Source organism: Bilifractor sp. LCP21S3_A7, assembly GCF_052118825.1.
In the GTDB taxonomy this organism is placed as follows: Bacteria; Bacillota; Clostridia; order Lachnospirales; family Lachnospiraceae; genus Bilifractor.
On record NZ_JBQKGL010000005.1, the window covers coordinates 182,318 to 196,915 of the forward strand.

Here is a 14,598-nt window from a genome sequence, read left to right on the forward strand (position 1 = left end):
ATTTCAGCAAAATCGAAGGTCAGTGGATCATCCGTTATTTCCTGCTCTCCGCTTTTTTCGTCCTGCTGGTCCTTGATAAAAAACAGGATTGGTACCCCTCAAATACGATCTTTGCAAGATCGGTGATGGTGTAATCATCCTGCCTTTTAATTGCCTTTGCATCGGGTGCTTTCTCTTCCGATCCGGAGATCTCAAGCCCTTCCTGAATCATCCATACGATTCCATTACATGTCATGTCAATATTCGGAACCGTCCACCTTGTCTCTTTCAGATCAAGCACACCATCCTTGAATGCCGGAATCATCCCGCGAATGCCATACTCAAACTGTATCACATCGTCATACTTCTGCTGGACCTTTTCCAAGACACATATATCAAATTTATACGGGTACTCTACCCCGTTTATTTTCATCTTTGGTAATTCTTTCTCGAACATATTGTTTTCTCCAGTTATCAGCGGGAGGGTTTCCCCTCCCACTTTATTGTCGTTTATGATCCGGAAGTGACTCCGAACTGTGTGTTGATCCACTTGATAGCATCTTCCTCGGTTTCACAGATTTTGTCTTTCTTCCATACTCCCGTGGTGTCCGCCATAGCCTTGCCACTGATCGACGGAGTTTTGTACGAAATGGATCCGGACTTTGTCTCATACTCGGAATCCGGCTCCGAAAATTTGGTTCTCGGGAAGAAGTTCGCAACATACTTTCGTTTGCCGTCAACCTTCTCCACACCAATAATGCCGAATCCACCTTCCGGCGGAGTATCGTTGACGCTGTAGGAAGTTTCCTGCTCAGTGATAGTGTGGCCGAACATGCTCTGATGGAAAGCAATCGGAATGGTGGTTACTCCGAGATCAATCGTTGCGCTTGAAAACTCAGAGTCGCTTTCAACCATTACATCGTCGCCATACAACTCACCCTCTGCTTTGTTTACGGAAATTTTTACACTGACCGCCTGTCCCAGAGCAGTCGGTGCATCGTAGCCGCTCCCTGTCGATTTAAACGGTGCAAAGAACGGTTTTCTCAGTCCAATATTTGCCATTGTTTAAGCCTCTCTTTCTTCTTCGATATCACACTCAAAGATGATGTGTCTGTATTTTTCTTCGCGTTCTATGGTTATATCCGGATAGGTAAATCCCGCGTCAAATAGGGCATTGCGGATCTGTTTCTGCAATTTTGTGGTGCTCTCGCCAACCGGTGCGTAAAAATGCACCTGTACCGAAGACACGTCGGCCTGTGGCGCATCGTCCGCAAATTCTCTGCCGTTCTGGTAAGTGTAATTGTAAACGATCCACTGTTTTGCCGAACCGGTATAAACATCAGGCTGTGAATCAATCCCCAGAGCGTCCGCAATCTCTGCAACTTTATCAAGAGCCGTCACAGCTGCATCCCCTCCGTTTCCTCATCGAACACCTTCTGCATGGCTTCAAGAACAGGTTCTTCAGAGCTTTGCACAGCCGGAGTCAATACCGGCGTTGCTGTCTGCTTTGACGTTCCAAATTCCATGTATGCCATCTTCTCCATATTGCGGACGCCTTTGCCATCGCGTCCTGTCGGCCGCACGACCAGGTAGTGTCCGCTTCCGTTTTTCTTTACTCCGGTTGATTTGATGGATCCTGCCATGCTGCCGGTTCTCCGATGGGAGGATGCCGCCGCTTTTACTTTTCTTTCGAGAATCGGTTCTCCGGCTTTCAGCATCTTGGGGGCAATTTCTTCCCTCTCCATAGAATCAAGCTGACTCAAGATATCATCAAAACCGCTTATGCCGAACCTAGCCATTCCGTTCCCTCCTCTGGCACGTTAGATCCACATACATCCGCTTATCTCCATGATAGTGCCGTTTAATGTCATAGATATAATCATCGGTATCATCTTTCAGGTACTTTTCTCCGTTGTAGCAAATGGATGCGATCCGATAAACAACATCTGCGGTATATCCATCCTGCTGTGCGATTATTTCATCGTTTCGCGTTGCGTCTCTTCTACTTGCGGGAATTCCGGATGCCCAGACGATCGTTTCTTTCCTGTACCCTTCCGAATCTCTTGTTACTTCTACTTTCGCCGGAAGGCTTATTGTTCTGTCGTACATGTCATTCCTCCGGTTCCAGGGAAAGCTTAAATACTCTTCGGTGGTAAAGATCCAGGTATTTATCTGTATCACTTCTGTCCTGCCCGTGGTGGGCCAGAACATAAAGAGCAATCGCTGTCACTACTCTAGAGTCCGTATTTTCTGCATCGGTTGAGTCGGGGAGAAGTTTATTTTGAACTCCTCCTCCTCTCATATCGGCGATACAGTCCTCGATCAGTGGGATAATTTCCGCATTATCATAAGCGGTAATTGATTCCGGAATCCCACAGCGCATTTTTACCAGATTGAGCAATGTCATAGGTTACGCCTCCTGTGCCAGAATCTCCGCTATGATGTCAGCCTTTTTCGTCTTCGTTATTGTCCAGCCTCTTTCCGCCGCCACATCCCTGATCTGGCTGATCGTCAGGGCGGATAATTCCGACTCTGAAAGCTTTCCGTCAGAGTCGGTGTCAGCTTCGGCGGCGGTTATCATTCCCCCGACACAGAAATATATCCGTTTACAATCGCCTTGTCGTCCAGGACTTCGCAATCCAGCCGGTCAATAGCTCGAAACAGGGTCATATCCTGTTCGAATGCGTTGAAGTCTGTGACAGATGCCTCATAAGAGACAGCAATGCTCATCTTCTGGCGGTCAAAGATCTTCGCATAATCCGCAAAGGATCCGATTTTAAACGGAATCTTCTTTGCGGTATCCGCTGCTGTGCTGGCAAGGACCTCATTTGGAACAACCACAACCGGAATATTGTTGGTTCCGATCGCGAGCACGTTCTTGATCGGATCCGCTGCATTTGCATTCGCAGAAAGCAGATATCTTCCGGAGCTGTCCTTCAGGGTGTCGAGATACTGAAGTCCGTCATCGTTTGTGACGATTTTAATCAGCCCGGAGAACTTGGAACCAAGTGTTACATTTACAGCTTTCTTGATTCCGTCGAGGTTCTTCAGATCGACCTCTGGTGCTTTTGCGATTGCTTCAAGCACAAGGGAGTTTCTGGTTGCAAGGTCTTCGTCAGCAAGCCACTGTGTCAGCATAGATGTGATCTCCTGGTCAGAATCAGAAAGAAGCTCGTTTGTTACCGGAAGATATCCCCCATATTTGGAAATGTTGTATTTCATCATGCTGAACTGCGGACCTTCTTTCTTTCCGATCTTCCCGCCTTCGCCTACCTTTTCGAAACCGGTGTGCTGCGCACGAGTCTTATAGGTCCTGCGGCCGGAAGAGGTGCTGACGTTTTTCGTAGATACCAGGGACGCAAGAGAGAACTGTGCCTCGCGAAGGGTGTTAACCTGCGTCTGAATGTCCTGCGGCACGGTGTAACCGCCATCCGCTCCAGTCCCTTCATTGTTGTAGTTGCGGAATCCGTGGCGCGCGGCGTCGGCGAAATCCTTGACCGGATCTTTTGCGCCGGCGAAATTTGCTCCCGGAACCGGTGTTGCGTGGTTCTCGATATCCTCCGCAGGTTCAATGTCCTTCAGAAGATCCATCTTCTCCTGCATTGCTTTCAGCTCCTCTTTTGCCTTCTTTGCCTCTTCAAGCTTTCCGGCATTCGCGAGGTTCTTTACCTCCACTTTCTTTGTCTCGATGCTGTTCAGCAGTTCAAGAAGTTCTTTTTTGTTCATTTCATTACCTCCATGTTAAAAATATGTGATCAGATGCCGAACGCATCAAGATCGCTGATTAGTTCGTTGAGTTCCGCCTTTTGGGCTTCCTCGCTCTCTTTTTTGGCTTTCTCTGCTAAAACCTTTTTGCGGATTTCTTCGGTCAGTCGGATGCCGCCCACTGCATTAATCATCATACCGGTAGGCCCTGAAGGCCCCGAAATCTCATCAATGAAGCCAAGCTCGACACACTGGTTCGCAGTAAGCCATGTCTCGTTATCCATTGCTTTCAGGATTTCTTCATGGGTTTTTCCGGTTTTTTCTTCGTAAGCCGCTGCCAGGGCGCTGTTGAAGGCTTTCAGTACATCGGACATTTTTTTCATGTCTCGATAATCGCCCTGTTCGGCCCCCTGCACATTGTGAATCATCAGCATGCCAACCGGAGAAATGTCCGAATGGCCCGCCATCGCAATAATTGACGCCGCAGAGCACGCCTGCCCTTCAATGTGGATCCGCGTCCGCGCATCATTTCTCAGCATGGAATAAATCTCTTGTCCAGCGCTCACATAACCTCCGGGGCTGTTGATGTAAACATCGATGGTCTCGTCTGGTTTCGCAGAATCAATCGCGTCCCTGACCGCTTTCGGACATACGTAATCCCATCCTATCCAATCATAAATCCATGCATCATCATTTGTGATGATGTCGCCCTTTATATCAATCCTCGCCATTGTCTCCCTCCTTTCCATATTGTTTTCCAACTTGTGTGATCGGAATATAGTTGCCGTTGCACATCAGGATGTCTCCTCCTTCTTTGTCCGGCAACTGCAGCATTCTTCTGCCCTCGTTCGGTGTGTAAATGCCATTGTTCACGTATCCGGTAACAATTTCTTCCTGTGTTTTTGCGTCTGTGCGGAGTAGAGCGTTTGTATTCATGGTATAAAAATAGCCTGCTTCCTGTTCTTTCGGGAGCAGACATTTATAATTGATCTCTTCCTCATACATTTTCACGCGTGGAAGCATTGTATTCACAAGGAACGAAATGTTCTGTGATTCCGAATTGCTGTATGATGCCTTCTCATAGTCGTTCAGGAACGTCGGAGATATTCCGAATGCAGCAGCAATCTGCAAGGCGCTGTATTTCTTCAGTTCGTAGAACTGCGAATCCACAAAACTGTTGTTCAGCTTTTCGAGCTTCAGCCCTCGCGGGACTGGCACAACCTTTCCGGCATTCTGCGGAGTTATGAGGCGGTTGGCGAACTTTTCCTGCAATTTATTTATCCTGTCATCGTCCAGCTCATCCGTGTAGTACATCACCATCGATGCCGTCATACCATGTTCGTAATTATTCGTAATAGCCTGCTGTGACAGACTCAGAGAACGAATGGTGTCCCTCAGGATTACTTTTACCGGTTCTCCTGTCAATCCTCCATCCCTGGAATACCAGGTCTTAAAGTGCAGCACTTCCGATGAATCGAAAAGAAAGGTCTCTCCCGTCTGCGGGTTGGTGTACTGGTAATGGATCTGGTTCTTCTTCCCGAAGATCCCGGCATTGTCATACCAGATCGTTATATCCTTCGGATGCATGATCCACAGTCCTCTCCAGTGCCAGCGATACGGTTTTTGTACTTCTCCCGTTTTTGTAATGTCCGACTGCACCCAAGCAAAGGCGTTCCCGTATTCCTGGCATAGCATCTCCATTGTCTGCCAGAAAGTGGATGGTGTCATGTATGGATTCGGCCTTGTTGTAAGGAGCGCAGTCATTTCCGTAGGATCTGCTCTGATCCTCCCGCTTGCGGTGTCTTGATAATATTTCCAGGGGAGTTTTCCCATCGTCTCTGACAGCAGTTTGATACAGGTGTAATATGTGGCCTCTTGAATAGCCGGAGTATTCTTTGGATCAATCCCCAACCATTCGAGGATCCTTGAATCATTAAGTGCTGCTGCCAGATTCCGCAATCTTCTTTTTTTGAAAAAATCAAATATTCCCATTTACCAATCCTCAGCAAGAAACCGGTCTATTCCGTCAAGAATGTCCTGTTTCTTCGTTTGTTCTGTCTGCCAATACATGGCGAGCTTAAAAGCACAAAGGACCGCATCAACAGGGTCGATCCTCTGCCGGCTTGCGTCCTTATCGATCTTTATCATTCCGTTTGCCGTCCGCGTGACAGCATTCGAGATGCAGAAATTCAGCAGCGCATCCGGAAGATAAATGACCTTCCCGGAATACACAGCTTCGCGGAATCCAAGCGTTGCGTCGTTCAGGCTTTTTTGCGACTGATATACCTCTTTCATGTCATACCCTTCCGCCGCCATATCCATAGCGAACTTTGAGGCTCCGGAAGGATCGTAACAAACAGATACAACATTCCACATGTTTTCCTTTGCGGCTGTTTTGATGTACTCCATAACCGCGGACTGATCAACGATCGGCGTGTTCGTAACTGTAATCAGCCCGGCCCGCTCCGCTGCATCGTACGGAAAATGGTCCACAGCTATATGTTCCATAAGCTTTTCCCTGTTTGGAATAAAGCTGTGCTCGGAAACAATATAGTTCACGTCTTCCCCGTTTCTGTATGGGAAAACCCACGCTACGGAAGTTAGGTCGATTTTTTTTGACAGGTCCACTCCGCAATATACATCCATCCCCCTCAAATCGATCGGCAGCCTTTTCACTTCGCACGCCTTCCATTTCTCCATATCCATGTAGCCGTTTTTCTTTGCCTGTACCCACACATCCCCCATTTTTGTGAGCCATGCGGTCATCTTTTCCGGGATCTGACAGGCAAGCTTATATTCCTGCCGGATTTTCTTTCGGCCTTCCGGATATGTCATCCGGATCGGATTCGCTTTTATCCACGTCTCCTCTGGGATATGGCTCGGATCTGCGTAGTCTTCCGGGTCAAGCTCCATGATGTCTATCAGATATTCGTCATTCCATACATCAACATTCGGATTGAGTACATTTGAGCAGTATGTGTATTCCTGCTGATAGCATGGGACGTTCAGGTCTTTCCCAGCGGTAGTAATGATCATTAGCAGAGATTCTTTTGTGTTGGATCCCAATGCCAGGTCGTAAAAATCCGTGTTCTGGTGCTGATGGTATTCGTCCAGAATGTACACGGCTCCGTTTGTTCCGTCTCCGCTTTTTCCATCGTCCTTCGACAGCGGTTTCAAAAACGACCCCGATTTGATATGCACAATCTCATTTCGGTTGAATTTGAATTTTGTTTGAAGGATGGAGCCTCGAGACATCAGTCCGCATTCGTCAAATACAATCTTTGACTGATCCCGTTTCACTCCGGCAGTGTACTCTTCGTACACCTCTCCATGTCTGGTACTTTCGACAGCCAATTCGTACAGAGCAATACCACCAAGCGTCTGCGATTTTGCGTTCTTCCTGGCAACCTCTTCAAACATTTTTGTAAACCGTTTTCCTCCGGTCTTTTTGTTTCTCCATCCGTACAGTTGACAGACCATAAACTTCTGCCATGTCGTCAGGATGATCGGGGTGCCGGCAAGCACTCCCTTGCTGTGCTTAAACAGGGCGAACCAGTCTACAATTTCCTTTGCCTTCTGCTCATTCCACTCATAGAGATATTCTGGATTTTCTGTCTTTTCAAGGTCGTTCAATAGCCGTTGACAGGCATATCTGTGTTTCGTGCACGAAACTATTGTTCCGTCAATGCAGTCCTCTGCATATTGTGTGATTTCGTCTAATATAGTCACATGGCATTCCTCAGATCGCTCCGAACTCGGACTGAATCCGGTCTTCTGTCTTGTTGGTCTTCTCCGCCGCCGCCTTCAGTCGGCTCGAGACGGACATTCCGCACATATCAGCAAACCTCCGGAGCTCCTGTGCGTACTTGATCTGCATATTTGCTGCAGCCCCAATCACTTTCAGCTCATAGTCGTTCAGCGGTCGTTCCAGCGTTCGGATCTGCTTGATCTCCTCCGTATAGTACCGATACTGTGCGTAGGCATTGCAGTATCCTGCAATGTTTGCACGGTCCAGGTTTCCGACAACTCCAATTTCCTTTAACTGCGGAACTACGCGTCTCCACTCTTTTCTGGCCTCTTTATCTACAAGCCAGACAGGCGGGCGCTCGATTTCGTCCGACTCTGTCTGGACCGCTTCCTGCTCCATCTGCAGCTGAATGATTTTCTCGCGGGTAATATGCCCTTTTTGCGAGGATAATGGTTTCCTTGCCTTCCCTTTCATCGGCGCTCACCTCCTTCCGGAAAGAGTTCCATTTGGATTTTTGCGTAAGCTTGAGAGGAACGTGCGGTTTTTGGGAATTGTCAGAAAACTTTTTCAATACCCCCTTGGGTATTACTCCACCATTTCCTTCCGATATCTTCGCAGCATTTCCGTCAATCTTCGCTCCATCTCATGCTTGCCAAGCCTCTTATATTCGTCTTCAATCCGTCCGTGCGTGGTCCCGGCGACGCTCATAAGATTGTTCTTGTCTAGTCGTTTGCTCCAATCATCGCGGAGAGGAATGATATGATGCGCCGTGTCGGCTGGCACAATCGTTCCGTCTGTCATATACCGATAAACATCAATACCCTGATCCAGATTAAGTACAGCCTCCCGTGTACACTTCCATTCTCTCGATTGGTAGAAGCCTGTCGCCTCTCTATTCCGCCGATGGGTGTCGTAGTCCTTGTGTCTCTCCCTGTTGCGTTTCTTCATCACCGCTGCCCTGCAGCTGCATGTCTGATCAACCGGAATCCACTTGCCGCAAAAGCTACACTGCTTTGTAATCATCGCCATTCTCTCCCGCTGCTCTTGTCCTTCAGACAGATCCGCCCGACAATCTCAAACCCGGCAAGGCCTGCAATATCCCGAAGCAGGTAGATCACCTTCATCACCGACTCCGGTGTCCGGTCTGCATGCTTCACTGCCTCATCAGCTGTCGGATCCCTATACCGTTCTCCGTTCATCTTTTCGCCCTCAATGATCACCAGACTGTACCACCGCAATACTAAACAGCATTCCACCCGCCCCGATCAGCAGCCCGATAATAAAACCAACCATTCGCTCTCCCTCACTTTTGCGCATGAAAAAGGACAGCCGGTTAAGCTGTCCCTTCTTTGTTACTTCTTGTGTTGTTCAATAAACTCTTTCATTAGTTCCTCAAGTGCTCTTGCCTGGCTGATCCCCGCTGACTTGCACGCGTCACGAAACTGATCCGCTATCGCTGTGTGTAATTTGTATCCACGGGTCTTCACTCCGGCCTTTGCGTCCCATTTGTCTTGTGGCCGCTGCTTTTTACTTTCTTCCATTTTCCGCCCTCCAGTGTTCTAATTCGTTTAATGCAGATATCAGCATGTTGACACCAGCGGATAAAAGAAGAACACACGATGCAACGCTTTTGTCTGTGACGCAAAACAGGAATGCAGATGCCGCAAGAAAAATTACATTAAATCTGGTTTTCATATTTCTTTAGATGGGGTATAATTCCTTTGAAGGGGCTTGCGCCCCTCCGCTACTTGAGAGCCTTTATCAGTTCTGCTATCGATGTGATGATTGCGGCGGTCGCAAACATCAATTTGATAATGATCTGGATAAGGCTCTTTTTGTGTTTCTTTTTCTTTCCCATCTTCTTACCTCCTTTCTGATATTATAATATCATATACGTTAACGTATGTCAAGCATTATCAGAAAGAAGTTCAGTATTTATTAAGCGGGGCGTCAAATTAAGAAAAGAATCATATGGGTTCATTTATGTGTTCGGAGGAACAATAGTTTTGGCCATGCGCGACGCCCCGCGGCATCTCGGAAAAAGTGCCGTCATCACTCTTTCCAGACTACCATGCTATAAAGATAACATATTGACTTGTCCCCTGAGTCCCACACTTTACGTTTTTACCTTGATTTTTTTTGAAAGAAGATAGTAAAACTTGTGCCGACGATCATAATAATAATTTCTGCTGCATGGAATCATCATTACATTTTTCAAGTAATTGTAAGTGATTCCCTCGTTTGTGGCAGCCTTTAAGATATACATCCAGATACACGGATCCGCTGCCTTTGCCGTCTCCTCGACGGCATTAATATTCTCCTTAAGCTCTGCAAGCTCAATTGCTGTATTTTCAACCTCGTCCGGATTCGGGCTTGTCTGCACCCGATCAGTGTCATATGTGATTGCTTTTGACGTGTCGGCAATGGCGTTGTATCTATCGACCCATTTGTTGTATTGCAAAGCAAAGTGAAGAGCCATATAAAATTCATGATTCTCCAGCTTATACTCTCCGCGTTTCCATCCGGCTCTTGCTTTTGGCATCTTTCTCCCCCCAAATTATGTGCCTCCTTTCTCCCTGCCCACGCCCAGGGAAAGGTTTTGTCAACATGTTGCAGGCACACAATTACATCTACTTTTTGTTTTTATTTTTGCTCCAGAATTTTTGTTGGTTTCCATGCGTGGGACGCTTTGTCAATGAAATACACCTGGTAACTTGTGCCGCTTCGGGCCTCGCTTCTTTTTTTCAAAGAACCCTAGTGATTTACAATCTCGGGGATCGCACCTCCTGCAATGTCCGACATTATCATAATAGCTGCATCCTGATACCGTTGTTCCGGTCATTGAGGCGTGTTCACATTTTCGGCAATTTTCCTTAATTTTGTAAATTTCATTCTCACTGAGGAATTTCCACCTCTTTCTCCGTTGCCCTGTGCTGTCGGTCTCAAATACCTCCATGACCCGCTGCATGTCAGTTCCTCGTTTTGTGGATTCGATGAACGCTCCCGTTTTAATGGCCTCTGTCGACCTGTGTGTGATTTTTCCCGGGTTAATTCCCTGCGCAACTGCTTCTGCAGCTGTCATCCCGCTCCTTAGTCGGTTTGACATAGTTGATTGTGATATTCCAGTGCGGATGCAGATTTCTTTCTGCGTCAGCATCATACCGTTGTATTCATATTTTCTTGGTTCTTTCATTTCCCGCTGCTCCCAAACCCACGGTCTCCCCGTTCGGTTTCTTCCAGCTCATCCACTTGTGTCAGGCTGAAGCTTCCGCAAGGCATGAATACGATCTGTACAATCTTGTCTCCCGCTTCGAACACATAGTCCTCGTTGCCGAGATTGTAGAGCTTCACAACAATGCTTCCGGTGTAGTGGCTGTCCACTGTTCCGCCGAGTGATACAATATCATGCTTCACATGCAGCCCAGATTTACTGAACATCTGGCCGAACCATCCATCCGGAATCTGCACGTGCACTCCGGTATCGATGCAAACACTCTCGTGTCTGCGAAGTACAACTCTCTTTGGTGTTCTGAGGTCATATCCTGCATCGGCTCTGTGTGCCTTCTCCGGTATATGAGCCCCTTCATCTAGTACGACTTTCATTTATTTTGTTCTCCTATTTTGTGTAATATTGTGTATTACTATTGACTCGTTGTGTATTAGTGTGTATAATATAATCAGAAAGGAGATAAAGATGACGCCACATGATAAAGCAGTAAAAGCATTGCAGGAAGCCGGTTATGAATTCGCCAGGCACGGAAAGAATCATGATCAGTACCGAAATCCTGAACTCAGAAAAACAATTCCGCTGAAACGTCATGATTTCGACGAATACGACCTGCGATACATCAAGAAAGAAATCAAACACAATCAGGAGAGCTGAAAGGCTCTCCTCCCTGAAAGGAGTGTTGTTTATGAAATATATCTATACCGCTGTTTTTATGTCCTCCGATGACGGAACGAAATTCTTTGCTCGTGTTCCTGATCTACCCGGGTGTATTACAACCGGGAACAGCCTCAGCGACGCCATTGATCAAATCACTGATGCGGCAAGCGGCTGGCTTGTTGTCGCCGAAGATAACGGTGACACCATTAATCCGCCGTCGCCGCAGGATATGATCGATGCTCCGAGCGGAGCTATTAAATCGCTTATCCAAATTGACACATTGGAATATCGCGCGCAGACCGATGACCGTTCTGTACGGAAGAATGTTTCTCTCCCTGCATGGATGGCCGCTATGGCTGATAAGCGCAATATCAACTGCTCTAAGGTGCTTCAAGAAGGACTGCTTCAGCGTCTTGCGTAAATCTTTATCTCTACGCCGGGGATCTTAAATCCCTGGCGTTTTTTAATGAATCGTTCTGTATTTCCGAACAGTTTAACCTGTTAGACTTTCCAACGGGTTCGCTTAATTTTTGAACGATAATTGGGCCAATTCCGGCCTCACAAATCCCAATCGCACGGATCTGTCCATGTTTCAGAAAAATAGCACCTTGTTTCTCCGGTCAACCTGTTCTCGATATATGCAGGGCACTCACTACAGCTATCATCGCTGTCGTAATATGCCCTGCAAGCAGATTTCATTTTTTGTGCCGCTGCTCTCAGCTCTTCTTCTCTTGTGTCATTCATCGTCTCTATTCACTCCAATCCATATGGATTAAGATCCGCCCAGGCTTCGATCGTCATTCTGTCTGATGCGTTCTCATCCATACCATCAATCATCCATCCTTCTCCCGGAAAATACGAAGCTATGCCAAATGCGTGGTTGTATTCAGCATTCTGCAATTTCCCGGAAAAGGTGATTATTACGCTATAGTCTGCCGGAGGATCCTTCTCCGCAGGCCTGTACCATGTCACAATGACCTGCCGTTCCTTTGCTGCTTTGTTTAATTTCTTCTCTGTGTCAATTTGTTTCCGCAATAAATCGTCCAAACGTTCAATCAGCTGTGTCATGTCATCTGCATCTATGTTTTCCACAATTCCAGACACAACGTCCCACGCTTCTGCCTTTGTCATACTTTCCTCCTGCTCTGCTTTCCAATCGGCTATTCCAGGTAGTTTCTTCCAATCAGGCGCATGAATTCTTTTCTCGAATGGTTTTCTTCGAACTTCGTCTGTGCGGTTCTTTGCAGCAGCCGCATTTTTTCCGCATTGTTGTGGACTGCTTCTTTCCCTTCTCTGTGGTGTTTCAGACAAAGTCTTACTGTCAGGCCATTTGCTTCACTGATTCTTCTGTTTGGTCCATCGAATATGTGGTGAAGTTCGGTGTATTTCTGTGAATAATCTCCTTCCAGCTCGCACAAATAGCATGTCCCCGGAGCCTGAATAAATATGCTCTTTGCGTGCCGCTGCCGTCGCTTTTTCCTTGGGCGCTTTGGATAGATCATGCCTCTGCCTCCACCACCGTAATCTCTTTGGCTTTGATTTTTAACTTACCTGTCGTTGTCCTTCGAATCGCAAAGGCTACGCCATCCTCTGTTGTGATCTGGATGCTCCTGAAGGAGTTACGCTGGATGTTTTCGACCTGGCTAATCAGCACATCCCTCACGGTTTCGTTTGCGCAGACTTCCTTTATTTTTGCTTCTGCGAATGCTTTCTGATCCTGCATTTCCTGCCATTTCCTTGCCCCTTCGCACTCGCATTTATCTGTGGCGAGGGTATTCAGTTCCTGTTCGGTCGCGTCTTCCTCTGCCTTTACCATAATCACCTGTCCACAAAACCTGCAGATTCCGAAATTTTCTTTTAGTTTTCCTTCCTGTTCATCCATTCTATAGCCTCCCTTCTGATCTTTTCTTTTACGGCTTCCATCATCTCTTCCATGATTTTCAGGGCGCCTTCCCACCTCTTGTCACAAATTGCAGTCGTCAGCCTGCTATCCAACTCGAGGATGTCAGTTATTTCTTCGTTGTCTGACAGCTTTCCTCCTTCTTCTCGAGAGGCCTCCGTATACAGTAAGTTATTGTATGTGGCGGGCTTTTGCGCCCGCGCAACTGGCGCGTTGTCGGTTGATTCAGCTTCCTCCTGGTGTTTTCCCGTGTTTTCCGGTACTTCTTCCTCAATTTTTGCGGGATTTTCATCCTCTTCAGAGCCTTCCGGATACAGTAAGTTCCTGTATCCCGCGGGTTTTTGTGTCTGTTCATCTGGATCCGCTGCCGTTTCGGGCTCTTTTGTGGTCTTCGGAATAGCTTCATCCTCTGAAATATCCGCTTTTTCAGTCCTTTTTTCGTTGTCTGCCTGCTTTTCTTCCTCTTCCTCAGAGCCCTCCGTATACAGTAAGTTATTGTATCCCGCGGGCTTTTGCGCCGGCGCAACTGCCTCTTCTTCGGATTTTTCCGTATCCTCCGGATTTTCCTGGTATTTCCCCGCGTTTTCCGGCACCTTTTCTTCCGTATTCTGCGGTTCTTCAGAGCCCTCCGGATACAGTAAGTTCCTGTATCCCGCGGGTTTTTGCGCCGGCGCAACGGTCTTCTCTTCTGGTCCTCCTGTTGTTTCTTCTTTCTGCACTTCTTTGATTTCTTCGAGGTGCTGTTGGATCCAGGCAGACAGCTGGTCCCAGGTCAGCGTCTCTGGATCCTGGCCGAATTTCTTGATCTTTACGTCGTAATCGTAGAAAGCCATGAAGAACTTTCCTTTCCGGTATACCCGGCTCCCGGAAGGATTCAGTGCCTCTTTGATCTGATCGGCCGACAGGTCTGTGTATTTCCACTCTCCACTGCATCCGATAAAAAATTCAGCAAGGAATTTATCCCGGTCCGCGGTGCCCTCTTCTTCAGATTTGTTGAAATCCTTCAGTTCCCGAATGGTTTCTCGTGGTGTATCTGTTGTGATCATAGAAAAATCGCTCTCCGGCAGAGCCAGCATCTCCGTCAGTTTGCTGCTTCCCAGCCCGTCAAACTCGGGCCGGAGTTTTTCTGAATATCCGTCAACCGAATATCTTTTGTTGATCGACATGAACCGCGAAACGGTCGAAGGGGAAAGCCCGTATTCCTTCTTTGCGAACTCTGCGATGGAAGAATAGCCATCCCGCTCGTAGAACTTCCCGTCTTCAATCTTCCGGAGCGTGTACCCGATTTTCACGAAGGATACCGCGACGCCGTTCAGATCTTCTTCCAGCTTTTTCTTCATTTCCGCCCAGTCGTCGAGCGTCATCTGCACATATTCCATT

24 protein-coding genes are annotated in these 14,598 nt (G+C 47.4%); 2 read left to right on the forward strand and 22 right to left on the reverse strand.

Going from position 1 to position 14,598, the window contains the following annotated elements; all coding sequences use genetic code 11:
* Nucleotides 1-34: 34 nt before the first annotated feature.
* The 18 genes from ACTQ1O_RS06415 to dut all read right to left on the reverse strand — a co-directional run bounded on the left by ACTQ1O_RS06415 (nt 35) and on the right by dut (nt 11,035).
* Nucleotides 35-436: a hypothetical protein gene (locus tag ACTQ1O_RS06415; RefSeq protein WP_441486583.1), complete on the reverse strand. Its 402-nt coding sequence runs from the start codon at nt 434-436 to the stop codon at nt 35-37.
* A 53-nt stretch (nt 437-489) separates the two neighbouring features.
* Nucleotides 490-1,041, reverse strand: coding sequence for a major tail protein (locus ACTQ1O_RS06420; RefSeq protein ID WP_441486584.1), 552 nt, complete (start codon nt 1,039-1,041; stop codon nt 490-492).
* Between the two features lie 3 nt (nt 1,042-1,044).
* Entirely contained in the window at nt 1,045-1,380 is a 336-nt protein-coding gene (locus ACTQ1O_RS06425) for a phage tail protein (protein WP_441486585.1), read from the reverse strand.
* Nucleotides 1,377-1,778, reverse strand: a complete 402-nt coding sequence (locus tag ACTQ1O_RS06430) for an HK97-gp10 family putative phage morphogenesis protein (protein WP_441476472.1) — start codon at nt 1,776-1,778, stop codon at nt 1,377-1,379. The genes ACTQ1O_RS06425 and ACTQ1O_RS06430 overlap by 4 nt, the downstream gene beginning before the upstream one ends.
* Nucleotides 1,771-2,088: a hypothetical protein gene (locus ACTQ1O_RS06435; RefSeq protein WP_441486586.1), complete on the reverse strand. Its 318-nt coding sequence runs from the start codon at nt 2,086-2,088 to the stop codon at nt 1,771-1,773. The genes ACTQ1O_RS06430 and ACTQ1O_RS06435 overlap by 8 nt, the downstream gene beginning before the upstream one ends.
* 1 nt (nt 2,089) lies before the next feature.
* Nucleotides 2,090-2,386: a phage head-tail connector protein gene (locus tag ACTQ1O_RS06440; RefSeq protein ID WP_441476470.1), complete on the reverse strand. Its 297-nt coding sequence runs from the start codon at nt 2,384-2,386 to the stop codon at nt 2,090-2,092.
* A 3-nt stretch (nt 2,387-2,389) separates the two neighbouring features.
* Entirely contained in the window at nt 2,390-2,560 is a 171-nt protein-coding gene (locus ACTQ1O_RS06445) for a hypothetical protein (protein WP_441476469.1), read from the reverse strand.
* Nucleotides 2,557-3,705: a phage major capsid protein gene (locus tag ACTQ1O_RS06450; protein ID WP_441486587.1), complete on the reverse strand. Its 1,149-nt coding sequence runs from the start codon at nt 3,703-3,705 to the stop codon at nt 2,557-2,559. Before ACTQ1O_RS06450 ends, ACTQ1O_RS06445 begins: the two co-directional genes overlap by 4 nt.
* Before the next feature lie 29 nt (nt 3,706-3,734).
* Nucleotides 3,735-4,415 carry a head maturation protease, ClpP-related gene (locus ACTQ1O_RS06455; RefSeq protein WP_441486588.1) on the reverse strand — a complete coding sequence of 227 codons (681 nt, stop codon included), beginning with the start codon at nt 4,413-4,415 and terminating at the stop codon, nt 3,735-3,737.
* A complete protein-coding gene (locus tag ACTQ1O_RS06460; protein ID WP_441486589.1) occupies nt 4,402-5,676 on the reverse strand; it encodes a phage portal protein in 1,275 nt (424 codons plus the stop codon). The genes ACTQ1O_RS06455 and ACTQ1O_RS06460 overlap by 14 nt, the downstream gene beginning before the upstream one ends.
* Nucleotides 5,677-7,413, reverse strand: a complete 1,737-nt coding sequence (locus tag ACTQ1O_RS06465; RefSeq protein ID WP_441486590.1) for a terminase large subunit — start codon at nt 7,411-7,413, stop codon at nt 5,677-5,679.
* Between the two features lie 10 nt (nt 7,414-7,423).
* Nucleotides 7,424-7,906 (reverse strand): phage terminase small subunit P27 family, encoded by a 483-nt coding sequence (locus ACTQ1O_RS06470; RefSeq protein ID WP_441486591.1) that lies wholly within the window; start codon nt 7,904-7,906, stop codon nt 7,424-7,426.
* 111 nt (nt 7,907-8,017) lie between these two features.
* Nucleotides 8,018-8,455: an HNH endonuclease gene (locus ACTQ1O_RS06475; RefSeq protein WP_441486592.1), complete on the reverse strand. Its 438-nt coding sequence runs from the start codon at nt 8,453-8,455 to the stop codon at nt 8,018-8,020.
* Nucleotides 8,452-8,670 carry a hypothetical protein gene (locus ACTQ1O_RS06480; protein ID WP_441486593.1) on the reverse strand — a complete coding sequence of 73 codons (219 nt, stop codon included), beginning with the start codon at nt 8,668-8,670 and terminating at the stop codon, nt 8,452-8,454. Before ACTQ1O_RS06480 ends, ACTQ1O_RS06475 begins: the two co-directional genes overlap by 4 nt.
* A gap of 114 nt (nt 8,671-8,784) precedes the next feature.
* Nucleotides 8,785-8,973, reverse strand: coding sequence for a hypothetical protein (locus tag ACTQ1O_RS06485; protein WP_441486594.1), 189 nt, complete (start codon nt 8,971-8,973; stop codon nt 8,785-8,787).
* Between the two features lie 575 nt (nt 8,974-9,548).
* Nucleotides 9,549-9,974, reverse strand: coding sequence for a hypothetical protein (locus tag ACTQ1O_RS06490; RefSeq protein WP_441486595.1), 426 nt, complete (start codon nt 9,972-9,974; stop codon nt 9,549-9,551).
* A gap of 150 nt (nt 9,975-10,124) precedes the next feature.
* Entirely contained in the window at nt 10,125-10,625 is a 501-nt protein-coding gene (locus ACTQ1O_RS06495; RefSeq protein WP_441486596.1) for a hypothetical protein, read from the reverse strand.
* Nucleotides 10,622-11,035 (reverse strand): dUTP diphosphatase, encoded by a 414-nt coding sequence (gene dut, locus ACTQ1O_RS06500; protein ID WP_441486597.1) that lies wholly within the window; start codon nt 11,033-11,035, stop codon nt 10,622-10,624. Before dut ends, ACTQ1O_RS06495 begins: the two co-directional genes overlap by 4 nt.
* A gap of 91 nt (nt 11,036-11,126) precedes the next feature.
* Here dut and ACTQ1O_RS06505 point away from each other — a divergent pair, with 91 nt between their 5' ends.
* Both ACTQ1O_RS06505 and ACTQ1O_RS06510 read left to right on the forward strand, forming a co-directional pair.
* Nucleotides 11,127-11,315, forward strand: a complete 189-nt coding sequence (locus ACTQ1O_RS06505) for a type II toxin-antitoxin system HicA family toxin (RefSeq protein ID WP_441476596.1) — start codon at nt 11,127-11,129, stop codon at nt 11,313-11,315.
* 31 nt (nt 11,316-11,346) lie between these two features.
* Nucleotides 11,347-11,739 (forward strand): type II toxin-antitoxin system HicB family antitoxin, encoded by a 393-nt coding sequence (locus tag ACTQ1O_RS06510; protein WP_441486598.1) that lies wholly within the window; start codon nt 11,347-11,349, stop codon nt 11,737-11,739.
* A gap of 332 nt (nt 11,740-12,071) precedes the next feature.
* Here ACTQ1O_RS06510 and ACTQ1O_RS06515 read toward each other — a convergent pair whose 3' ends face one another.
* Genes ACTQ1O_RS06515 through ACTQ1O_RS06530 form a run of 4 tightly spaced genes read right to left on the reverse strand, consistent with a single transcriptional unit; the run spans nt 12,072 to nt 14,597 of the window.
* A complete protein-coding gene (locus ACTQ1O_RS06515) occupies nt 12,072-12,449 on the reverse strand; it encodes a hypothetical protein (RefSeq protein ID WP_441486599.1) in 378 nt (125 codons plus the stop codon).
* A 29-nt stretch (nt 12,450-12,478) separates the two neighbouring features.
* Entirely contained in the window at nt 12,479-12,820 is a 342-nt protein-coding gene (locus ACTQ1O_RS06520; protein ID WP_441486600.1) for a hypothetical protein, read from the reverse strand.
* Nucleotides 12,817-13,200 carry a hypothetical protein gene (locus ACTQ1O_RS06525; RefSeq protein WP_441486601.1) on the reverse strand — a complete coding sequence of 128 codons (384 nt, stop codon included), beginning with the start codon at nt 13,198-13,200 and terminating at the stop codon, nt 12,817-12,819. Before ACTQ1O_RS06525 ends, ACTQ1O_RS06520 begins: the two co-directional genes overlap by 4 nt.
* Nucleotides 13,176-14,597, reverse strand: coding sequence for a hypothetical protein (locus ACTQ1O_RS06530; protein ID WP_441486602.1), 1,422 nt, complete (start codon nt 14,595-14,597; stop codon nt 13,176-13,178). The genes ACTQ1O_RS06525 and ACTQ1O_RS06530 overlap by 25 nt, the downstream gene beginning before the upstream one ends.
* Between the last annotated feature and the right edge of the window lies 1 nt (nt 14,598).